General features: G+C 69.7%; 13 protein-coding genes. 9 read left to right on the plus strand and 4 right to left on the minus strand.

The window, feature by feature from the left end:
- A partial coding sequence (locus HHX33_RS33685) for a Clp protease N-terminal domain-containing protein (RefSeq protein ID WP_279633918.1) occupies positions 1-325 on the minus strand: 325 nt, incomplete at its 3' end.
- Positions 326-993: 668 nt separating this feature from the next.
- On the opposite strand from HHX33_RS33685, the gene HHX33_RS33690 reads away from it, so the two are divergent.
- Complete coding sequence (locus HHX33_RS33690; protein WP_182878100.1) at positions 994-2,793, plus strand: RICIN domain-containing protein; 1,800 nt, start codon at positions 994-996, stop codon at positions 2,791-2,793.
- 107 nt (positions 2,794-2,900) lie between these two features.
- On the opposite strand, the gene HHX33_RS33695 is transcribed toward HHX33_RS33690, so the two are convergent.
- Together HHX33_RS33695 and HHX33_RS33700 are read right to left on the minus strand one after the other, a co-directional pair.
- A complete protein-coding gene (locus tag HHX33_RS33695) occupies positions 2,901-4,553 on the minus strand; it encodes a ThuA domain-containing protein (RefSeq protein ID WP_182878101.1) in 1,653 nt (550 codons plus the stop codon).
- A gap of 471 nt (positions 4,554-5,024) precedes the next feature.
- Positions 5,025-5,792 (minus strand): FadR/GntR family transcriptional regulator, encoded by a 768-nt coding sequence (locus HHX33_RS33700; protein WP_182878102.1) that lies wholly within the window; start codon positions 5,790-5,792, stop codon positions 5,025-5,027.
- A gap of 138 nt (positions 5,793-5,930) precedes the next feature.
- On the opposite strand from HHX33_RS33700, the gene HHX33_RS33705 reads away from it, so the two are divergent.
- From HHX33_RS33705 to HHX33_RS33730, 6 genes are all read left to right on the plus strand, one after another.
- Positions 5,931-7,208 carry an ABC transporter substrate-binding protein gene (locus tag HHX33_RS33705; RefSeq protein WP_182878103.1) on the plus strand — a complete coding sequence of 426 codons (1,278 nt, stop codon included), beginning with the start codon at positions 5,931-5,933 and terminating at the stop codon, positions 7,206-7,208.
- 2 nt (positions 7,209-7,210) lie between these two features.
- Positions 7,211-8,188 (plus strand): carbohydrate ABC transporter permease, encoded by a 978-nt coding sequence (locus HHX33_RS33710; protein ID WP_182878104.1) that lies wholly within the window; start codon positions 7,211-7,213, stop codon positions 8,186-8,188.
- Positions 8,188-9,015: a carbohydrate ABC transporter permease gene (locus tag HHX33_RS33715; protein WP_182878105.1), complete on the plus strand. Its 828-nt coding sequence runs from the start codon at positions 8,188-8,190 to the stop codon at positions 9,013-9,015. The genes HHX33_RS33710 and HHX33_RS33715 overlap by 1 nt, the downstream gene beginning before the upstream one ends.
- Position 9,016: 1 nt before the next feature.
- Positions 9,017-10,216: a mandelate racemase/muconate lactonizing enzyme family protein gene (locus HHX33_RS33720; protein WP_182878106.1), complete on the plus strand. Its 1,200-nt coding sequence runs from the start codon at positions 9,017-9,019 to the stop codon at positions 10,214-10,216.
- Between the two features lie 162 nt (positions 10,217-10,378).
- Positions 10,379-13,273, plus strand: a complete 2,895-nt coding sequence (locus HHX33_RS37580) for an NEW3 domain-containing protein (RefSeq protein WP_182878107.1) — start codon at positions 10,379-10,381, stop codon at positions 13,271-13,273.
- A 172-nt stretch (positions 13,274-13,445) separates the two neighbouring features.
- Positions 13,446-14,942, plus strand: coding sequence for an alpha-N-arabinofuranosidase (locus tag HHX33_RS33730; RefSeq protein ID WP_182878108.1), 1,497 nt, complete (start codon positions 13,446-13,448; stop codon positions 14,940-14,942).
- On the opposite strand, the gene HHX33_RS33735 is transcribed toward HHX33_RS33730, so the two are convergent.
- Positions 14,923-15,963, minus strand: coding sequence for a LacI family DNA-binding transcriptional regulator (locus HHX33_RS33735; RefSeq protein WP_182878109.1), 1,041 nt, complete (start codon positions 15,961-15,963; stop codon positions 14,923-14,925). The genes HHX33_RS33730 and HHX33_RS33735 overlap by 20 nt on opposite strands.
- 290 nt (positions 15,964-16,253) lie before the next feature.
- On the opposite strand from HHX33_RS33735, the gene HHX33_RS33740 reads away from it, so the two are divergent.
- Positions 16,254-17,246 carry an ABC transporter permease gene (locus tag HHX33_RS33740; protein ID WP_182878110.1) on the plus strand — a complete coding sequence of 331 codons (993 nt, stop codon included), beginning with the start codon at positions 16,254-16,256 and terminating at the stop codon, positions 17,244-17,246.
- Positions 17,243-18,115, plus strand: coding sequence for a carbohydrate ABC transporter permease (locus HHX33_RS33745; protein ID WP_310741632.1), 873 nt, complete (start codon positions 17,243-17,245; stop codon positions 18,113-18,115). Before HHX33_RS33740 ends, HHX33_RS33745 begins: the two co-directional genes overlap by 4 nt.
- Positions 18,116-18,154 lie beyond the last annotated feature (39 nt).

Raw genomic sequence — 18,154 nt, forward strand, 5'->3', positions numbered from 1 at the left:
GGATGTGCTCGGTGCCGATGTAGTTGTGCCCAAGCTGCAACGCCTCACGAAGCGACAGCTCGAGCACCTTCTTGGCACGCGGAGTGAAGGGAATGTGCCCCGACGGCGCCGACTGCCCCTGGCCGATCGTCTCCTCGACCTGCCGGCGTACGGCCTCGAGGCTGATCCCCAGGCTCTCCAGAGCCTTGGCCGCCACACCTTCGCCTTCATGGATCAAGCCAAGAAGAATGTGCTCGGTACCGATGTAGTTGTGGTTGAGCATCCGGGCCTCTTCCTGGGCCAGGACCACAACCCGCCGCGCACGGTCGGTGAACCTCTCGAACATGTCGGCTCCCCTCCGAAGCTGAGCCTGAATCGGAGTCTTCACTCTAGTTGCCGGGCCCCGGGTAAGGCCCCTCCGTAATCCCGGCACGGAGCGGGTGGACCGGCCCGGCCGGCGAGCGGGCGTGACCCCGCGCGCCACCGGGCCACCGCCGTGGGCTGCGCGTCTTCGCCGTGAACGGCCCGGAAACGCACCGGGGACGCCCGGGGAGGGTGCCGCCGCCCTGCGGTTCTTTCGCGCGAAGCGTAACCACCGAACCGGGCGCCGGCCCGGACGTCACCCGAGCGGCACGGCGTCCCCCTCCCTCGCTCACCGCATCCCATTTCTAACCGGTTCGATGGAAGTTTCATGCGATGAGACCCGTCCAGGTCCGCGGGATCGCACGCCGCGGCGCTGGCCGGGAAACAGTCCGTACACATACAGGACACCCGCCATTGACATCAACTCAGGGGCAAGCCTAGGCTTCGCGACGAATCGATTCGACTGATCCGGCGGGAGCCTCCGCCGCGCCTGCGGCGCGGCCACCGGTGAGGCCCGCCGGGAACCGCTCCGCGACGGCGTCCGGGAAGCCCCGGGAGAGGTTCGGCATTTCGCTCGGCCCCCCGTACAGCCCCCCAAAGAACAACTCCCAGCACAACTCCCAGAACACCCCTCTGTCCAAGGAGTCGCCAGTGGACACCACCCCCCGTACGCGACGCCGGCGTCGCCAGGGCCTCGCCGCGCTGCTGTCGGCCACGGCCATGGTCGCCGCGTCCGTCCTCGCGACCGCCGGGCCGGCCCAGGCCGCCGACGAGTCCATCACCGTGAACTTCTCCGTCACGAACGGTTCCCCGACCTACCGGGCGTCGGGGTGGATCTACGGCATGACCGAGAACGGCGCCAATCCGCCGGACCATTTCTTCACCGACGTGAAGTACCGGTACATGCGGGCCGGTGGCGCGCAGCTCGACAGCCCGGGCGGGTGGGTGTCGGGCAAGTACGACCGGCGGTGGAACGCCACCCGCGCCCAGCTGCTGCGCACCCGCTCGCTGGGCGGGGAGTTCGTCCTGCTGGTGCACGACCTGTGGGGCGCCGACGGTTACGCGATCTCCCGCTTCCCGGGCGACAACGGCAACTGGACCGACTACGACAACTTCCTCACCCGCGTGATCAACGACGTTCGGGCGACCGGTGCCCCGGTGCAGTGGGACATCTGGAACGAGCCCAACATCACGATTTTCTGGAACCGTCCCCAGTCGCAGTACTTCGAGATGTGGAAGCGGGCCTACCAGCGCATCCGGGCCGCGTTCCCGTCCCAGCTGATCGTGGGCCCGAGCCTGGCGGGCGTGCCGTCCACGAGCGGCTGGTGGACGCAGTACCTGGACTACGTCAAGGCCAACAACGCCGTGCCCGACATCGTCAGCTGGCACTCGCTGCCCGGCGACCCGGTGTCCAACGTGGCCACCGCGAACACCAGTCTCGACTCGCGGGGCATCGCCCACCCCCGCCCGTACCAGATCAACGAGTACGGCGCGTCCAACGAGCAGAACCCGGCCGACGGCGCCTGGTACATCGCCCGGCTGGAACGGGCGGGCGCCGACGGCCTGCGCGCGAACTGGGCCAGTGGCGGCAACCTGCACAACGACCTGGGCAACCTCCTGACCCACAACTCCGCCGGCCAGTACTCGCCCAAGGGCGAGTGGTGGGTCTACCGCTTCTACGGCTCCCAGACCGGGCAGATCGCCTCGGTCACCCCCAGCTCGAACTACGACGCCTACGCCACCAAGGACACCGCAAACGCCAAGATCCTCCTCGGCGGCGGCCGCACCACCGGCAACGTCGCGGTGAACCTCCAGCGGCTGGACACCACCAGCGGCATCGTGCAGAACAACCAGGTACGCGTCGTCGTGGAGCGCATCCCCTACAGCGGCGGCGGCGCCGTCACCGGCCCGGTCACCGTCCAGAACACCGTGGTGAACGTGTCGAACAACGGCGCCACCGTCAACGTCCCGCACACCGCCGTCGACGACACCTTCACCATCACGCTCCTGCCCCCCGACACCTCGGGTCCGTCGCCGTCGGCTTCTCCGAGTTCTCCGAGCGGCGGCGCGACGGCGGTGCGCAACGTCAACGCGGGCCGCTGCCTGGACGTGCCGGGTGCGAGCACGGCCAACGGCTCCCAGCTCCAGCTCTGGGACTGCAACGGCCAGGCCAACCAGCAGTGGACGTACACCTCGTCGAAGCAGCTGCAGGTGTACGGCAACAAGTGCCTGGACGCCGAGGCCGCCGGCACCGCGAACGGCACCCGGGCGATCATCTGGGACTGCAACGGCCAGGCCAACCAGCAGTGGAACGTCAACTCCGACGGCACCATCACCGGCGTGCAGTCGGGCAAGTGCCTGGAGGCGAGCAACTTCGGCACCGCGAACGGCACGAAGGTGCAGCTGTGGTCCTGCACCGGCACGACCAGCCAGAAGTGGACCCGGAGCTGACCCCTCCCCCCTGCCCCGTCTCCGTTCCGGTGGCCGGAGGGCCGCCGGAACGGAGACGGCCGTGAGACGGCCCGGCGGCGAGGACGCCTCGCCGCCGGGCTGCCGCGTCATCGGGTGACGGTGACGGTGTCGAGGTCGTACAGGTAGCCGGTGCCGCTACCGGTGAAGACGAGGTACAGCGGACCGGACGCCGAGCCGGTCAGAGTGGTCGAGACCGTCGTGAAGGTGTCCCAGCTTCCGGTGGACGAGACCGCGACCTGGCCGAGCACCATCCCGTTCTGCGACCCGGACCGGATCTGGATCGTCCCGCCCGAGCCGCCGGAGGACACCCGCGCCGAGAACGTCTTCGCGCCCTGCGTGTTCACCTGCGAGTACGCCGCCCAGTCGCCGTTGTTGATGTATCCGGCGGTCCTGCCGCCGCTGGCGGTGGAGTGGTTCGCCTGCTGCAGGCCCGACTGCGCGGTGTACGCCTCACCCTCGACCGTCTGGCTGCTGGGGGTGGGGCTGGCGCTGGGACTCGGGCTGGGGCTCGGACTCGGGCTGGGGCTCGGGCTGGGACTCGGACTCGGGCTCGGGCTCGGGCTCGGGCTGGAGCCGGACTTGGTGAGGGAGAACGAGTCCACGTTGAACAGGTAGCCGGATCCTCCCGTGAAGACCAGGAAGAGCGGCCCGGACGCCGATCCGTTCAGGGTCGCGGACACGGTCGTGAAGGTGTCCCAGCTTCCGGTGGACGAGACCGCGACCTGGCCGAGCAGGGTGCCGGTCTGCGAGCCGGAGCGGATCTGGATGGTGCCGCCCGAGCCGGCCGAGGAGACGCGCGCGGTGAACCGGGTCGCGCCCGCCGTGCTGACCGAGGAGTAACCCGTCCAGTCGCCGTTCTCGATGAAGCCGACCGCCTTGCCGCCGCCGGCCGTGCTCTGGGTGGTCTGCTGGACTCCCGACTGCGAGGTGTAGGACTCGGCCTCGATCGTCGTTCCGTTGTTGTTGCCGGGCGGGGCGCAGTCGGCCTGCACCATGCCGGCGGCGTACCTGATGCCGCCCAGCAGCACGGTGCGGATGCCCTGCTCGGAGTAGGACTGGATCGAGTGCCCCATTCCCGTGTAGAACGACCGGCCGGACGCCTGCGGGTGGCACCAGGTGATCGGGTGGTCGCCCATGTTCCCACCGCTGTAGCTGCTCTCGTCGAGGGTCTGCAGCACGTGGGTCGTGGACCGCGGGTTGGTGCGGTAGTTGTACCACTCGTCGGTCCGCGACCACGCCGCCGCGAGGCCCGCGGTCGCCGGATGCGTGCTGTCCTCGGTCCTGACGGTCGCCTGCTGGATCGCTGGGTGGTTGTTGAACCAGGCGCCCACCAGCTGCCCGTAGTAGGGCCAGTCGTACTCGGTGTCGGCCGCCGAGTGGATGCCGACGTATCCGCCGCCGCCGTCGACGTACGACTGGAAGGCGGTCTGCTGGGTGGCGTTCAGGACGTCCCCGGTGGTGCTGAGGAAGACCACGGCCTTGTACTGCGCGAGGTTGCCCGAGGTGAACGCGTTCGCGTCCTCCGTGGCGTCGACGGTGAAGTTGTTCGCGGCGCCCAGGTCGCGGATGGCCTGGATGCCCGTCGGGATGGAGTCGTGCCGGAACGCGGCCGTCTTGGAGAACACGAGCACCTTGTAAGCCGGGTCGGCGGCGTGGACGGCGGTCGGGAGCGACACGCTCGCGACCAGCGCGGCGGCCGCCGCCGACGCGCTCAGTAAGACCTTTGCGGCTTTCGGCATGGGTGTCCTTTCGTCGCGGCGCCCGGCACGGCCCCCTTCTCCTGGTGTCGTGGGGGCCATGCCCGGGCGCCGCATCAGGTGTGGTCAGGTCACGCCCTGTGAGGGGGATCCCGCCGTCGAGACGAGCGGCGTACGACGGCGCACGGCTTGTGCGGATCTTCGGAGTGGGCCGGCCCGGGAAGGAGAGCCCGGAGGGTCAGCTACTAGTTAGTTTGCGCGTGACGAGACCGTCAAGACCGTAAGCCCGCTTATACCGGTCTTCGCACAACCGCACCCGGTCACCGTCGGCACCCGCTCTGGTCAGCGCGGCGACGCGCCGACCGAGGACCGGCAGCCCTTATGAAGCGTTCATATGTGTCGCACTCTTCGCCCGGGCACGAGTCCCCCGCCGCTCCGCGGTTCGTGGACCGCGTGATCGGGCCGGGCGCCGCGATCCCGGCGTCCGGCCCGCGGGCCGTGTCTCTGACGTCTCTAACGTTCCAGGCGCACGGGATTGGCGGGACCGCTGCGGCGGACGAGCCACGCGTCGGTGATGTGGTTGAACATCGCCTCGGCCGCGCCGTCGGGGTCGTGGGCGGCGATGCGCTCGTAGATGCGGCGATGACCGAGGTTGGACGCCACGCACAGGGCCCGCTCGGACCGGCCCATGTAGCGCGCGGTGTTGACGACCTGGCTCTCCAGCGAGCGGACCACCCCCCGGGCGATGCGGTTCCCGGACGCCCGCATGACCGTGTCGTGGAAGGCGCGGTCGTGTTCCTCGTACGTCAGGTGGTCGTCCACGAGCTCGTCCATCCGGTCGACCAGCGCGCGCAGCCGGTCGACGGTGTCGGAGTCCGCCACGCGGGCGGCGACGTTGGCCATGTCGGCCTCCAGCACGCGCCGGGTGACGACGACGTCGTCGAGGATCGCCAGGCTCTCGTCCTCGGCGATCGTCGCCGAGAGGACGAGCTCGTCGAGCATGTCCCACGACGTCGGCGGGGTGACCATGGTGCCGGCGCCCTGGCGCACCTGCACCAGGCCCTTCTCCTGCAGGATCTTCACCGCTTCGCGGACCACGGTCCGGCTCACCGAGAAGGCCTCGCACAGCGCGGGCTCGGGCGGCAGAGGCGTCCCCGACGGGTGCACGCCGCGCACGATGCGCACCACCAGCTCCGCCGTCACCGCCTTGGCGAGGCTCGCCGGTCGGCGCACCCAGGCAGGCGACGGAACGTCGCGGGCCGATTCCTGCGATGCCGTCATCTCATCCTCCGATGGCCTGCCGGGACGGCACGCCCACCGGCGAGTATATGTCAGCAGTATTGACGTCAGACGTCATACGAGTTACGTTTTCGCCGCAGACGGCCGGGTCAACCGGCCACGCTCTGGAGAGTGACAGCCATGAAGCAGCGAACACTGTGGTCGGCCGTCCTGGTCGCGGGGCTGACCGTGGCGGGATGTGGAAGCGCCACCCGAACGGCCCCCTCACCTGCCGCTTCCGGAACCTCCGGCACCGGCAAGCTGGTGGTCTGGGACTGGAAGTCGGGCGACGCGACCGCGGCCTCCTATATCGAGAAGGCGAAGGCGGACTTCGCCAAGAAGCACCCGGGCGTCACGGTCGAGTTCGTGGCCCAGCCCTTCGACAACTACTACACCCTGCTCGGCACGGCCATCCAGTCCAGCACGGGACCGGACGTCATGCTCTTCAACGGAGGCGGGCAGCTGCGTGACCGCGTGGACGCGCTCCTCCCGCTCGACGAGTACGTGGCCGAGGACCGCCAGCGGCTCGCGGGCTGGGACGCGTTCAGCAAGGACGGCAAGGTCTACGCCGCGCCGGTGACGCTGCAGGGACACCCGATCTACTACAACAAGGACATCTACCAGAAGGCGGGGCTCGACCCGGCCAAGCCGCCCGCGACGTGGGACGAGCTCATGACCGCCTGCGCGGCCGTCAAGAAGGCGGGGAAGAGCTGCTTCGCGCTGGGCAACAAGGAGGGCTTCGGCATCCAGTTCTTCCTCTCGGGCCTGGGCTCGGGCGTGCTCACTCCCCAGGAGTACGACGACTGGATCGCCGGCAAGCGCGACTGGACCTCCCCCCACGTGAAGCAGATCTTCACGCTGTGGAAGGACGTCAACGACAAGGGCTTCAACAACGCCGGAGCCAACTCGACCGCGATGTTCAACGACTCGTGGGCGATCTTCCAGTCCGGCAAGGCCGCCAACGTCATCGGGCTGATGTCGGACATCGGGCACTGGAAGGACTTCGGCGAGTTCCTGCCGCCCGACCAGATCGGCGTGATGCCGGCCCCGGTCGTGACCGACGGAGCCGCTCCGAGCCTCGCCTACGACGGCGGCATCGGCTACGGGGTCGCGAAGTGGACCAAGGACCCGAAGCTGGCGGCCGACCTGGTGCGGTCCCTGACGTCGACCGACGCCCTGACCGCGTTCTACGCCAAGGCCGGCGCGATCGCCTCCGACACCACGATCGACGCGTCGCAGTCCGGCCCGGCCGCCGGCGCCATCGTGGCGGCGATCAAGAGCGGTAAGCCCGCCCTGCACGTCGCGTTGTCCTCGAAGACGCTGGACCTGATGGGACGGCTGTCCCAGAAGCTGCTGAGCGGGTCGGTGACCGTCGACAAGGCGATGGACCAGATGGCCGCGGCCGACAAGGCGAGCTGACAATGCCGATCGGAGGCTCCTCCCCACTGGTCCGCCCGGGCGCGCCCGGGCGGACCAGTGGGGAGGACACCACACGACAGGCGAGCCACCGTGCCACCGGAGCGGGCTCCCGGCGGGCGGCGCGCTCGGAGCGTCTCGCACCGTACGTCCTGGTGGCTCCGGCCGTACTGATCATTCTGGTGCTGCGGCTGTACCCGCTGATCCTCGGCGTCAACTTCTCCTTCACGGGCGACGGCGACCGGAACGGGTCCGCGGTCGGGCTCGACAACTACCTGGACCTGTTCGACGACCCGCTGTTCCGCACCGCGCTGGGCAACGTGGGGCTGCTCGTGCTGCTGCTGCCCGTGGCGGTGGCGATCCCGGGCCTGCTCGCGACGTTCATCTACCTGCGGGTCCCCGGGCACCGGGTGTTCCGCAGCGTCTACTTCTTCCCCGCCGTGCTCTCACCGGTGATCGTCGGTTCGATCTTCAACCTGATGCTCGCCTTCGACGGCCCGCTGAACACCCTGCTCGGCACGATCGGCATCGGCCCGGTCGACTGGCTCGGCGACCCGGACGTCGCCATGTTCACCGTGGTCGGGGTACAGGTGTGGGCGACGTTCGGGATGGCGCTGGTGGTCTTCCTCGCCGGGTTCTCGACCCTCGACTCCTCGCTGCTGGACGCCGCGCAGATGGACGGCGCGTCACTGGCCCGGACCATCTGGCACGTGGTCATCCCGAGCCTGTCCCGCACCATCGCGTTCGTGCTCGTGACGACCATGATCGGCATGCTGACGTCCATGTTCGGCCTGCTGTACGTCATGACCAGCGGCGGCCCGGAGGGGTCGACGTACCTGCCGGAGTACTACATCTGGATCCAGCAGGGACAGATGAACCGCCCGGCGCTGGCCTCCGCCGCGTCGACGGTTCTCTTCCTCATCATGCTCGTGGTGGGGCTGGCGCAGGTCGGCCTGCTCCGCCGCGCGGGAAGGCAGGACTGATGCGCGGCAGGCGCCTGAGCGGATGGGTGGCCGCCGTGCCGATGGCGGCCCTCGCGCTGGCCACGGTCTACCCCCTGGTGTTCACCGCCAACGTCGCCATGAAGACCCGGCGTGAGTACATCCTCGACCGGTTCGCCCCCCTGAACTCGCCGCACTGGGAGAACATCGGCACGGCCTGGTCCGACGCCGGCATGGCGCGGTACTTCGCCAACTCGCTCCTCGTGGTGACGGTCTCGGTGGCCCTGCTACTGCTGCTCGGGTCGATGGCGGGCTTCGCGCTGAGCCGGCTGCGGTTCCGCGGCTCCAGGATGATCTTCCTGGGCTGTCTCGCGGCGCTGTTCGTGCCGTTCCAGGTGATCATGGTGCCGCTCGCCCGGGTCATGGCGGACACCGGTCTCATCGACACCTATCCGGGACTGATCCTCGCCTACGTCGCGCAGTGGCTCCCGTTCACCGTCTTCCTGATGACCAGCCACTACACGACGATCCCGATGGAGATCGTCGACGCGGCGCGGATCGACGGCAACACCGTCTACGGCGTCTACCGGCGGATCATGATCCCGCTCGGCAGGCCGGCGCTGTTGTCGGTCGGCATCCTCGACACCCTGTTCTGCTGGAACGACGTGCTGATCGCCCTGCTGACGATGAACTCGGCCGACCACCGCACCCTCATGGTCGGGGTCACCTCGCTGCGCGGACAGTACTCCGACGACATCCCCACCTTCGCCTCCGGAGTCCTGATCGCCGCCGTCCCGGTCCTGATGATCTATCTGTTCCTCCAGCGCCAGATCGCCGACGGCGTGACCGCTGGTTCCACGAAGGGCTGACATGCGGATTTCGGGGTATCGCACGCTCAAGACGGTCCAGGACTGGGGCCGCCCGGTCGGCGACGCCAACGGCGTCTACGCCGACGGGGTCGTACCGGTCCAGATCGTCATGGTGGACACCGACGAGGGGATCACCGGGGTCGGCATCGGGCCGCACGTGGAGATCGACACGGTGTTCGCCGCCGTCGAGGGCGAGGATCCGCGTGCCGTCACGGCGCTCTACGACCGCATGCTGCGGCACACCTTCAAGGCGGGTCACGCCGGCGTCGTGTTCGGGACCATCGGCGCGATCGACACCGCGTTGTGGGACATCAAGGCGCAGGCGGCCGGCGAACCGCTCTGGCGCCTGCTGGGGGGACGCGACCGGCGGGTCCCCGCGTACGCCTCGGGCCTGGACATCGGCCTGACCGACGACGAGCTCGTCGCGGCCTACAAGGAGTACGCCGGGTACGGCCTGCGCGCCGCCAAGATCAAGGGCGGCCTCGACGTCGAACGGGACCTGCGCCGGCTGAAGCTGGTGCGCGACGTCCTGACCGAGGCCGGGCAGGGAGCGCGGCCGGGCCTGATGCTCGACGTGAACGAGGCCTGGACGCGCAAGCAGGCCGTCCGGCACGTCGGCGAGATCGAAGACGTCCTGGACCTCACCTGGATCGAGGAGCCCGTACGGCGCTGGGACGCCGAGGGCATGGCCGCCGTCGGCCGCGGGATCCGGGCCTCGGTCGCCGCCGGGGAGAACCTCAGCGGGCTCGAACAGTTCCGTCCGCTGCTCGCGGCGGGGGCCGTCGACATCGTCCAGACGGCCGCCGTGTGGGGCGTCACCCACTTCCTCCGGGTGTCGGCCCTCGCGCACGCCCACGACCTGCCGGTCAGCCCGATCGGCAACACGCCGGTCGGGCTGCTGCACGCCGCCACGTCGGTGCCGAACCACCTGGTCAGCGAGCTGCAGGACCTGCGGCCGCCGCTCGGCGTGTCCGCCGACATGCACATCGAGGACGGCGCGTTCGTCCTCGGAGACGCGCCGGGCCACGGCCTCACGGTCGACGAGAGCGCGATCGGCGCGTTCACCCGGCGGGCGAGCGCGGCCACGGCCGACAGCCCCAACGTCCGGCCGGAGCACGCCGGGCGGCGTCTGCTCCCCGTGCCCGACCACGGCCACCGGCCGCACCAGCTCACCTCTTCAAGCGACCGGGCGGCGAGGTAACCCGTCCCCGAGGTACCCCGCCTCGAGGTAATCCGCACCGCCCGGCGCTCGCCGTCCCTGCGCACTCCGTGCCGGAAGAAAGGAAGAACCATGCGTCCGTCACCCGAGCCGCAAAGACGACCACAGGGAAGAACATCGGCCGCGGCATCCGCCGCCTTACTCGTGACCGCCGGACTGCTCGCCGCGCCCGGCCCCGCCCAGGCGGAGGCCCAGGCCACCGAGACGATCGTGGTGGCGCCCACCGGAGCCACGAACGCCGACGACGACAACAAGGGCAGCAAGGTGCGGCCGCTGGCCACCCTGGGAGAGGCACAACGGCGGGCCCGGGCCGCCGCGGCCGAGGGAACGCGCGACGTCACGGTCGAACTCCTCGACGGGACCTACCGGCTGACCTCGCCGCTGCGTTTCGACGCCGCCGACTCCGGCCGGAACGGGCACACCGTCACCTGGAAGGCCGCGCGCGGGGCCACGCCCGTGCTGAGCGGCGCCACGCCCGTCACCGGCTGGGAGGTCGACGACGAGGCCACCGGCGTCTACCGGGCCCAGGTCGGCGCCGGGTTCGACACCAGGCAGCTCTACGTGGACGGGAAGCCCGCGCAGCGCGCACGGATCAGCGTGGCACGGTCCGACATCACCCTGACCCCCACCGGCTTCACCATCAAGAACCCCGATCTCGCCTACCTCGCCACGCTTCCCGACCAGAAGCGCATCGACTTCCAGGCGATGCTGTCGTTCACCAACCGGTTCGCGCCGGTGGAGAGCATCTCCGGCTCCACGGTCGTGATGCAGCAGCCGGCCTGGGACAACAACACGTACGGGTACGACGCCATCCAGGCCCCGTTCCGGACACCGAAGTTCTTCCTGCTCAATTCGCGGAAGTTCCTGGACGAGCCCGGCGAGTGGTATCTGGACTCGACGGCTGGAACGCTCTACTACAAACCCCTCCCCGGCCAGGACATCTCCAGCGCGCGGGTCGAGCTTCCCCGCCTGGAGTCGCTGGTCCAGGTCGGCGGCACCTACGACGCGCCGGCCCACGACCTCCGGTTCGAGGGCCTGACCTTCACCGGCACCACGTGGCTGCGCCCCAGCACCTCCGACGGCTACGCGAACCAGCAGACCGGCGCCTTCATCAGCGGCGTCCAGCCCCATCGGCCGCCGGACGCGTTCACCTCGTGCGCCTCGGGCTGCAAGGGCTTCGAGGGCTCCCGCAACGGCTGGGCGCAGGCGGCCGCGGCGGTGCAGGTGTCGGCCGCGGAGGACGTCGCCTTCGTGGACAGCTCCTTCGTGAACCTCGGTTCCGTCGGGCTCGGCATCGGCAACGACGCCGACGCCCACGCCACCGGCGTGGGGCTCGGCGCGCACCGGGTGTCGGTCGTGGGGAGCACGTTCACCGCGAGCGCCGGCGGCGGCATCGTGGTCGGCGGCATCCGACCGGACGCGCACCACCCGTCCGATCCCCGCATGGTCAACAGCGACATCCTGCTGCGTGACAACCGCGTCTACGCGACCGCGCTCGAATACCTGGACCAGGACGCGATCTTCGCCAGCTACGTCACACGGCTGGCGATCGAGCACAACTACGTCTCCGACATGCCGTACACCGGCATCGGCGTCGGCTACGGCTGGGGCGCCAACGACCCGGGAGGCAGCCCCGAGTACATCAACCGCGGGCTGTACGACTTCCAGCCGCTCTACGACACGCCGACGACCCTGAGCGACGTCCGCGTGGTGGGCAACCACGTCCGCAAGGTCGTGCAGACCATGTTCGACGCCGGCTGCATCTACACGCTCTCGGCGATGCCGCGCAGCGTCATCGACGAGAACTACTGCGAGAGCAGCGGGCAGCTCGGCCTGTACTTCGACGAGGGCTCCCGCTACGTGAGCGCGAACCGCAACGTCTTCGTCGGCACCGCCGCGCAGTGGGCGCACGCCAACAACCAGAACGGCAACCACACCGGCGATCTCACCCTCACCGGCAACTACTCCACCAACCCCGCGATCACCGGCGTCGTCAACGGCCAGCGCGGCAACGTCACCAGGGACAACGTGACCATCGCCGCCGGCAGCATCCCCGTCGAGGCCGCCCGGATCATCTACCAGGCGGGTCCCACCGGGGACTACCGCGGCGCGCCCGACCCGCAGCGGCCTCCGGTCGGCGTCTCCCTCACGGCGGACCCCGCCAGCGTGAGCGCCGGGGGGTCCTCGACCGTCACCGTCACGGCCGGGAACGTGAGCGACATCCGGGTCACCGACCTGACCGTCTCGATCACCGTCCCCGAGGGCTGGCGGGCCGAACGCATCGGCAGGCCCGTGAAGCGCGCGTTCCCCGCCGACGCCTCGGCCACCGAGACATGGAAGATCACCGCACCCGAGTCGTTCACGACACCGGTCAGCCGCGCGGCCGTCAAGGCGGCGGTGAGCTTCACCGCCGCCAAGACCGGGATCGGCTACACGCTGGACAGGTCGCTGACCCTGACCGCGCTCAACCCGCTCACCTCCCTGAAGTCGCACGGCTCGGTGCCGAGCCGGTTCGCGGAGGCCGGGCCGGAGTACGCCATCCTCACCACCGGGACCGACATCTGGCAGGACGCCGCCGGGTCGTTCGACGAGTACGGCGCGCTCTACCGGGACGACGCGGCCGGGAGCGCGTCCACCGTGACCGCGCGGGTCACCCAGATGGACAACACCAACGCCTGGGCCAAGGCGGGGGTCGTCCTCCGCAACGACGTCACCGGCACGGGCTCGTCTCCCGGATACGCCGTCATGGTGGTCACCCCCGGGAACGGGGTCGCCTTCCAGTGGGACTCCAACGGCAACGGCTACCTCGACTCGTTCAGCGGGGCCTCGGGGATCAAGGCGCCCGCGTGGGTCCGCCTCGTCCGCTCCGGCGACCAGGTCAGCGGTTACTACTCCACGAACGGCACCACCTGGACCAAGGTCGGCCCGACCGTGACCCTGCCCGGCATCGCCGACCGGCAGGACGCGGGACTGATCGCCACGTCCCACGCGGCGGGCGTGACGGGGCAGTTCGGCTTCGCCGACTTCGGCGTGAGCTGATCCGGGCGCCGTCCGGGCCCGCCTGAGCCCGGACGGCGACGGAACACGGAACGGAACACGACACCGAACACGGCGTCGGGGGCCGGCCGCGATGGCGGCCGGCCCTTGACCGTTCGCCATGCGAGCGCTAACAATCGCCGGGCGACACACTCCTGCGATCAAGGAGAAGCCCGTGCTCAAGGCACAGCTGACCATCGATCCCGCCCAGCGGGTGGCTCCGGTGCGGCGCCGTACGTTCGGCACGTTCGTCGAGCACCTCGGCCGCTGCGTCTACACCGGGATCTACGAGCCCGGCCACCCCACCGCCGACGCGGACGGATTCCGCGGCGACGTGCTCGCGCTCACCCGTGAGCTGGGCGTGACCACCGTCCGCTATCCCGGCGGCAACTTCGTCTCCGGCTACCGCTGGGAGGACGGCGTGGGCCCGCGTGAGCGGCGCCCCCGGCGGCTCGACCTGGCCTGGCACAGCACGGAGACCAACGAGATCGGGGTCGACGAGTTCGTCCGGTGGTCCCGCCTGGCCGGCCTGGAGCCGATGATGGCGGTGAACCTCGGCACGCGCGGCGTCCTGGAAGCCGTCGACCTGCTCGAATACTGCAACATCCCGTCCGGGACCACGCTCTCGGACCTGCGGGTGGCGGGCGGCGCCAAGGAGCCGCACGACATCCGCATCTGGTGCCTGGGCAACGAGATGGACGGCCCCTGGCAGATCGGGCACAAGACCGCCCGCGAGTACGGCAGGCTCGCCGCGGAGACGGCCCGGGCCATGCGCATGGTCGACCCCGGACTCGAACTGGTGGCGTGCGGCAGTTCCGGCTCCTCGATGCCGACGTTCGGGTCCTGGGAGACGACCGTCCTCGAGGAGACCTACGACCTGGTCGACCACATCTCCTGCCACGCCTACTACGAGGAGAAGGACGGCGACCTCGGCGGCTTCCTGGCCTGCGCGACCGACATGGAGCACTTCATCTCCACGGTCGTCTCGATCGCCGACCAGGTGGGGGCGCGGCTCGGCTCCGACAAGAAGATCTCCGTGTCGTTCGACGAGTGGAACATCTGGTACCTCAGCAGGCACCAGTCGGCCCCTCCCCCGCCGGACTGGCCGATCGCGCCGCCGCTGCTGGAGGACCACTACCACCTCGCCGACGCCGTGGCGTTCGGCGGCCTGCTCGTCACGCTGCTGCGGCACAGCGACCGGGTCGCGGCGGCCTGCCTGGCCCAGCTCGTCAACGTGATCGCGCCGATCATGACCGAGCCGGGCGGCCGGGCCTGGCGGCAGACGACCTTCCACCCGTTCGCCCAGGCCGCGCGGTACGCCTCGGGCGACGTCCTGCTCACCGAGCCGGTCGGGCCGTCGTACGAGACCGGCGAGTTCGGGCAGGTCCCGGTGCTCCACGCGGTCGCCACCCACGACGACCGGTTCACCACGGTGTTCGCGGTGAACCGGTCGGTGACCGAGCCCCTGGAACTGGAGCTCGACACGCGGGCGCTCGGCGCCGTACGGATCGCCGAGGCCACGACGCTCGCCCACGAGGACGTGTACGCCCGCAACACGGCCGACGACCCCGAGCGGGTGGCGCCCCGCCCCAACACCTCCCACCGGAGCGATCCCCCGCGGATCGTGCTGCCGCCGGTCTCCTGGAACGTGATCAGGCTGACGAGGGCCTGACCGGCGGCGCGGTGCTGTCGCGGACCACCAGTTCGTTCGCGAGGTCGATGCGGCTCGTGGCCACCTCCCCGCCACGGGCCAGGTCGAGCAGCATCTGGGTCGCGACCACCGCCATGTCGGACAGCGGCTGGTTCACCGTGGTCAGGGCGGGCTCGACCCAGGCGGCGGCCGGCACGTCGTCGTACCCGACCACGGACAGCTCGCCGGGGACGTCGAGGCCGAGCCGCCGCGCGGCCCGCAGCACGCCGAGCGCCTGGAGGTCCGACCCGGCGAAGATCGCGGTCGGGCGGGCGGCGCCCGACAGGAGGTCCATGCCGTGCTCGAAGCCGGCGTCGACGTAGAAGTTGCCGTACCGCACCAGGGCGGGGTCGACGGCCAGCCCGGCCTCGTCGTGGGCGACCCGGAAGCCGGCGACCCGCGCCCTGCTGCACAGCACGTCCTTCGGGCCCGAGACGACCGCGATCCGGCGGTGGCCGAGCTCCAGGAGATGGCGGGTGGCGAGCAGGCCGCCGTTCCAGTTGTTGGAGCCCACCGTGGGCACGGACGCGGGGGTCACGCTGTCGGTGTCGACGACGACGAACGGGATCCGCTGCCGCCGCAGCCTCCGCTGCTGCGACTGCGACGGGCCGCACAGGACGAACAGCACCCCGAGCGGACGGCGGTCGAGCAGGCCGTCGAGCCACTCCTCCGGCAGCCGGTGCGCTCCCCCCAGCTGCGAGAGGGCGACCTCGATCCTCGCGGGGGCGGCGACGGAGTCCACGCCCCGGATGATCTCCATCGACCAGACGGAGTTCAACTGGTGGAAGACGAGGTCGATCTGGCCCTTGAGCGGCCGCCGTCTGACGCGGGGGCGGTACTCGTGCCGCGCCAGGCACGCCTCGACGCGTTCCCGGGTGGCCGGCGCGACGTCGGGGCGGCCGTTGAGGACCTTGGACACCGTGGTCACCGAGACACCGGTCTCCTCGGCGATGGACGCGATCGTCGCGCGGCGGGTGCCCTGGGCGGAGGTAGGGCTGGTCATCGGTCCACTCGTCGTTTCCGTGGGCTGGTAGTTTCCGAAAATTTCGTGAAACTCTACCAGCGCGAGGGCCTTCGATAAGCCGAGACCAGCGTGATCGCGGAGCCAGCGGACGGCCCTTGACTTCCCTCTTGACGCCCCTTGTCCAGGGGTTTATATTTCCGCAATATTAATCCACATTATCGAAACTTTCGGTCATATCGCCCGGCGTCTTCCGTTCGCGGCGTGCTGACGCGGCGGCGTGGTGGCGACGCGGCGGCGCCGCCACCGGAAATGGCACCGGAGGCACGAGGATGAGCACCACCAAGGCGATCGACGGGTCACCGGACACCGGTGATCCCCGGCGGGCGGGCCCCGGCCCGGCCCGTACGGAACGCCCTCCGGGCCGCACCTGGCGTCAGGCGCTGCGCCGTGACTGGCAGCTGTACTCGCTGGCGATCCTCCCGCTGCTGTTCTTCCTGGTGTTCCGCTACCTGCCGATGATCGGCAACGTGATCGCCTTCCGGAAGTTCCGGCCCGGCGGCGGCATACTGGGTGAGGAGTGGGTGGGCCTGCGCTACGTGCGCATGTTCCTGAACGACCCCTCGTTCTGGCACGTGTTCACCAACACGGTGGTCCTCGGCGCGCTGACCCTGCTGTTCTGCTTCCCGATGCCGATCGTGCTGGCCCTGCTGCTCAACGAACTGCGCGGCCGGCGGATCAAGCGGTTCGTCCAGTCGGTGTCCTACCTGCCGCACTTCGTGTCGATGGTGGTAGTGGCCGGTCTCGTCATGGAACTGCTGTCGGTGGACGGGCCGGTGAACCAGGTGCTGCGGGCACTGGGCGACGATCCGATCGCGTTCATGCAGGAGGCGGGCTGGTTCCGGACGATCTACGTCTCCTCGGAGATGTGGCAGACCGTCGGCTGGGGGACGATCATCTATCTCGCCGCGCTCACGACGATCGACGACCAGCTGTACGAGGCGGCCCGGATCGACGGCGCGAGCCGGTGGCGGCAGATCTGGCACGTGGCCCTTCCCGGCATCCGGCCGACCGCGGTCACCCTGCTGATCCTCAACATCGGCACGTTCATGGCGGTCGGCTTCGAGAAGGTCCTGCTGCTCTACAACCCGCTGACGTATCCGACCGCCGACGTGATCTCGACGTACCTGTACCGCATGGGCATCATCTCCAACAGCTTCAGCTACGCCGCGGCGATCGGCCTGTTCGAGGCCCTCATCGGGCTCGCCCTGGTGCTGTCGGCGAACCTGATCTCGCGCCGGACCGTGGGGACGAGCCTGTGGTGACCGTGGACCGGACCCCGGGCCGTCAGGTGTTCCGGGTGGTCAACGCCGTCGTCCTCGCCGGCGTCGTGCTGGTGACCCTGTATCCCTTCGTCAACATCGTCGCGCGGTCGCTGAGCGACGAGTTCGCGATCCGGGCCGGCAAGGTGAACCTCCTCCCCGTCGGGTTCACCTTCCATACGTACGGGTTCGTGGCGTCCGACCCGACGTTCTGGACGAACTACCGCAACACGGTGGTCTACACGGTCGTCGCCACGGCCATCGCGATGATCATGACGACCTGCTACGCGTACGTGCTGTCGAAGAGGCACCTGAAGGGCCGCACGTTCCTGATCGGGGTCGCGGTCTTCACGATGTTCTTCTCCGGCGGGCTCATCCCCAACTACGTGCTGATCTCCGGCCTCGGGATGAAGGACACCATCTGGGCCATCGTGCTGCCGAACGCGATCAGCGTCTTCAACCTCCTGGTGATGAAGACGTTCTTCGAGGGCATCCCGGCGGAGCTGGAGGAGGCCGCCGCGATCGACGGCATGAGCACGTACGGCATCCTGCTGCGGATCGTGCTGCCGCTGTCGAAGGCGGTCATCGCCACGATGGTGCTGTTCTACGCCGTCTCGTTCTGGAACTCGTGGTTTCCCGCATTCCTCTACATGACCCAGAGCGACCTGTTCCCGGTGACCGTCTACCTGCGCAACCTCACCGCGGGGGCCACCACGGGGACGTCCGTCGGCGCCGACGCCACCGACATGACCGTCGCCACCAACATCAAGGCGGTGACGATGGTCCTCACCGTCCTCCCGATCCTGACGATCTATCCCTTCGTCCAGCGGTACTTCGTCAAGGGAGTCATGCTCGGCGCGGTGAAGGGATAGCCGCGCCGATCCTCGCACTCAGGCAGCCCCGCTCCCCCA

The sequence above is a fragment of the Microbispora sp. H10670 genome, assembly GCF_014161385.1.
Taxonomy (GTDB): Bacteria; Actinomycetota; Actinomycetes; order Streptosporangiales; family Streptosporangiaceae; genus Microbispora; species Microbispora triticiradicis.

What these genes read in the sequence shown, in the direction of transcription:
- HHX33_RS33695 (WP_182878101.1), bottom strand. Translation starts at nt 4,553, where the DNA reads ATGCCGAAAGCCGCAAAGGTCTTACTGAGCGCGTCGGCGGCGGCCGCC.
- HHX33_RS33700 (WP_182878102.1), bottom strand. Translation starts at nt 5,792, where the DNA reads ATGACGGCATCGCAGGAATCGGCCCGCGACGTTCCGTCGCCTGCCTGG.
- HHX33_RS33705 (WP_182878103.1), top strand. Translation starts at nt 5,931, where the DNA reads ATGAAGCAGCGAACACTGTGGTCGGCCGTCCTGGTCGCGGGGCTGACC.
- HHX33_RS33710 (WP_182878104.1), top strand. Translation starts at nt 7,211, where the DNA reads ATGCCGATCGGAGGCTCCTCCCCACTGGTCCGCCCGGGCGCGCCCGGG.
- HHX33_RS33715 (WP_182878105.1), top strand. Translation starts at nt 8,188, where the DNA reads ATGCGCGGCAGGCGCCTGAGCGGATGGGTGGCCGCCGTGCCGATGGCG.
- HHX33_RS33720 (WP_182878106.1), top strand. Translation starts at nt 9,017, where the DNA reads ATGCGGATTTCGGGGTATCGCACGCTCAAGACGGTCCAGGACTGGGGC.
- HHX33_RS33735 (WP_182878109.1), bottom strand. Translation starts at nt 15,963, where the DNA reads ATGACCAGCCCTACCTCCGCCCAGGGCACCCGCCGCGCGACGATCGCG.
- HHX33_RS33740 (WP_182878110.1), top strand. Translation starts at nt 16,254, where the DNA reads ATGAGCACCACCAAGGCGATCGACGGGTCACCGGACACCGGTGATCCC.